The sequence below is a fragment of the Neisseria sp. HMSC03D10 genome (assembly GCF_001807625.1).
Classification (GTDB): Bacteria; Pseudomonadota; Gammaproteobacteria; order Burkholderiales; family Neisseriaceae; genus Neisseria; species Neisseria mucosa.
In genome coordinates this window covers 1-2,456 of record NZ_KV789482.1, presented here as the reverse complement: position 1 = coordinate 2,456, position 2,456 = coordinate 1, and the positions used below count along the sequence as shown (strand labels likewise).

Annotated in this window: 2 protein-coding genes; one reads left to right on the top strand and one right to left on the bottom strand. The window is 53.9% G+C overall.

What is annotated here, in order from left to right:
• Nucleotides 1-237: 237 nt before the first annotated feature.
• Nucleotides 238-1,881, top strand: a complete 1,644-nt coding sequence (gene pgi, locus HMPREF3066_RS00420) for a glucose-6-phosphate isomerase (RefSeq protein WP_003768546.1) — start codon at nucleotides 238-240, stop codon at nucleotides 1,879-1,881.
• On the opposite strand, the gene HMPREF3066_RS13020 is transcribed toward pgi, so the two are convergent.
• A complete protein-coding gene (locus tag HMPREF3066_RS13020; protein ID WP_060974469.1) occupies nucleotides 1,853-2,371 on the bottom strand; it encodes a hypothetical protein in 519 nt (172 codons plus the stop codon). The two genes, pgi and HMPREF3066_RS13020, sit on opposite strands and share 29 nt — an antisense overlap.
• Between the last annotated feature and the right edge of the window lie 85 nt (nucleotides 2,372-2,456).

Sequence of the window (2,456 nt, the reverse complement as noted above, 5' to 3'; positions counted from 1 at the left end):
ACGCCGTACTGGTTTAAAGTTAAGCCACTATACATTTTCAGACGACCCGACATATCCCAAGGTCGTCTGAAAATACCGGCCAAAAAATCAGTGCCGCCGTTTTCCTTCCCTGCTGAACCCAAATAACGGCAGACCCCGCATTCACACCCAACCCTAAAAACGGAAACCCACCCGTTCCCGTTTCAGACGACCTCGCGGCCGTTTTCCCACAAAACCGTCCAACCTCAGGAGCATCCGATGAAACACCTTCACGACTTACCGGCTTGGTCAAAATTATGGATACATTTTGACGAAACCAAAGAACAACACATGCGCGAAATGTTCGATCAAGACCCGCAGCGTGCCGAACGCTACTGGCTGCAAGTCGGCGGACTGACGCTGGATTACTCCAAAAACCGCATCAACGACGAAACCATGGCACTGTTGTTCGAGCTTGCCCGTGAAGCAGGCGTGCCCGAACGCATGCAGCAGATGTTCCGCGGCGAAAAAATCAACACCACCGAAAACCGCGCCGTCCTCCACGTCGCCCTGCGCAACCGCACCAACTCCCCCATCGTCGTTGACGGCGAAGACGTCATGCCCAAAGTCAACCACGTCCTCCAACGCATGGGCGAATTCGCACACGAAGTCCGCAGCGGCAGCTGGCTGGGCTATACCAACCAAGTCATCACCGACATCGTCAACATCGGCATCGGCGGCTCCGACCTCGGCCCGCTGATGATGTGTACCGCGCTCAAACCCTTCGGACACCCCCGCCTCAACATGCACTTCGTCTCCAACGTGGACGGCTCCCAACTGCGCGACGTATTGTCCAAAGTCCACCCCGAGACCACCCTCTTCATCATCGCCTCCAAAACCTTCACCACCCAAGAAACCCTCACCAACGCCCTGACCGCGCGCAAATGGTTCCTTGACCATGCAGGCGACGAAGCCGCCGTCGCCAAACACTTCGTCGCCGTCTCCACCAACCAAAAAGCCGTTGCCGAATTCGGCATCGACACCGCCAACATGTTCGAATTTTGGGACTGGGTCGGCGGACGATACAGCCTCTGGTCAGCCATCGGCCTGCCCATCATGCTCTATTTGGGCGAAGAAAACTTCATCGAAATGCTCAACGGCGCGCACCTGATGGACCAACACTTCATCAACACCCCGCTTGAGCGCAACATGCCCGTCATCCTCGCCCTCATCGGCATCTGGTACATCAACTACTACGGCGGCGGCAGCCACGTCATTGCCCCCTACGACCAACACCTCCACCGCCTGCCCAAATTCATCCAGCAGCTCGACATGGAGAGCAACGGCAAACAAGTTACCCTCGACGGCAAAGCAGTCGGCTACGAAACCTCCCCGATTATTTGGGGCGAAACCGGCATCAACGGTCAGCACGCCTTCTTCCAACTGCTGCACCAAGGTACCCACATCACCCCGATCGACCTCATCGCCTCGCTTGAAAAACGCAGCAACCTGCGCGGCCACCACGAAATCCTGCTCGCCAACGTCTTCGCCCAAGCCGAAGCCTTCATGCGCGGCAAAACCCCCGACGAAGTCCGCGCCGAACTCAAAGCCCAAGGCATGGAAGCAGAGCGCATTGAAGAGCTGGTTCCGCACAAAACCTTCTCAGGCAACCGCCCGACCAACCTCATCCTCATGGACAAAATCAACCCCCGCAACATGGGCAGCCTGATCGCCATGTACGAACACAAAACCTTCGTCCAAGGCATCATTTGGGGCATCAACAGCTTCGACCAATGGGGCGTCGAACTCGGCAAACAGCTCGCCAAAACCATCCTCGCCGAGCTGACCGGCGAAACCGGCGTACAAAAACACGACAGCTCCACCACCCGCCTGATCAACCTTTATCTGAACGCCAACAAATAAAGACAGCCCCATCAGGACAAAAGGTCGTCTGAAAACCCAGATTTAAGGTTTTCAGACGACCTTTTTCACTCCCTGTATAACGTTTATCAACCGTTAGACAGCGAAACAACAAACAAAATAACTGCACCAAAGGCAGAGCGGCTGCAACCGTTTTGACAAACAAACGATCAGGCTTTTCCATCCTCGGAAGCTGATATTGTTTCAGCCACCACAACCCCACCAGATAAGTAGAAACCGGTACGGACGCATAACCCGTCAAAAGACTGATGCCAATGGTAGCCTCACTGTTCCCGAAAAAATGGCGGACAATCGGTTCGGCAATCAGAGCAACCGCCACACCCACACACAATGCCCCGATCATTTGAACTGCAAACAGGCTCATACCGGCGATAATGCTTTGTTTTGTGTTTAATCCGAATCCTCGATTGACGGCAACGATATCAACTGCACACCATAACAGACACAACAACAGACCCGATATCATAAACATACATATTCTCCCTGTTTTCTAAGCTATTTTCAGACGACCTTTGCGCTTATTTCGCCGTTATAGTGGATTAAATTTAAATCAGGAC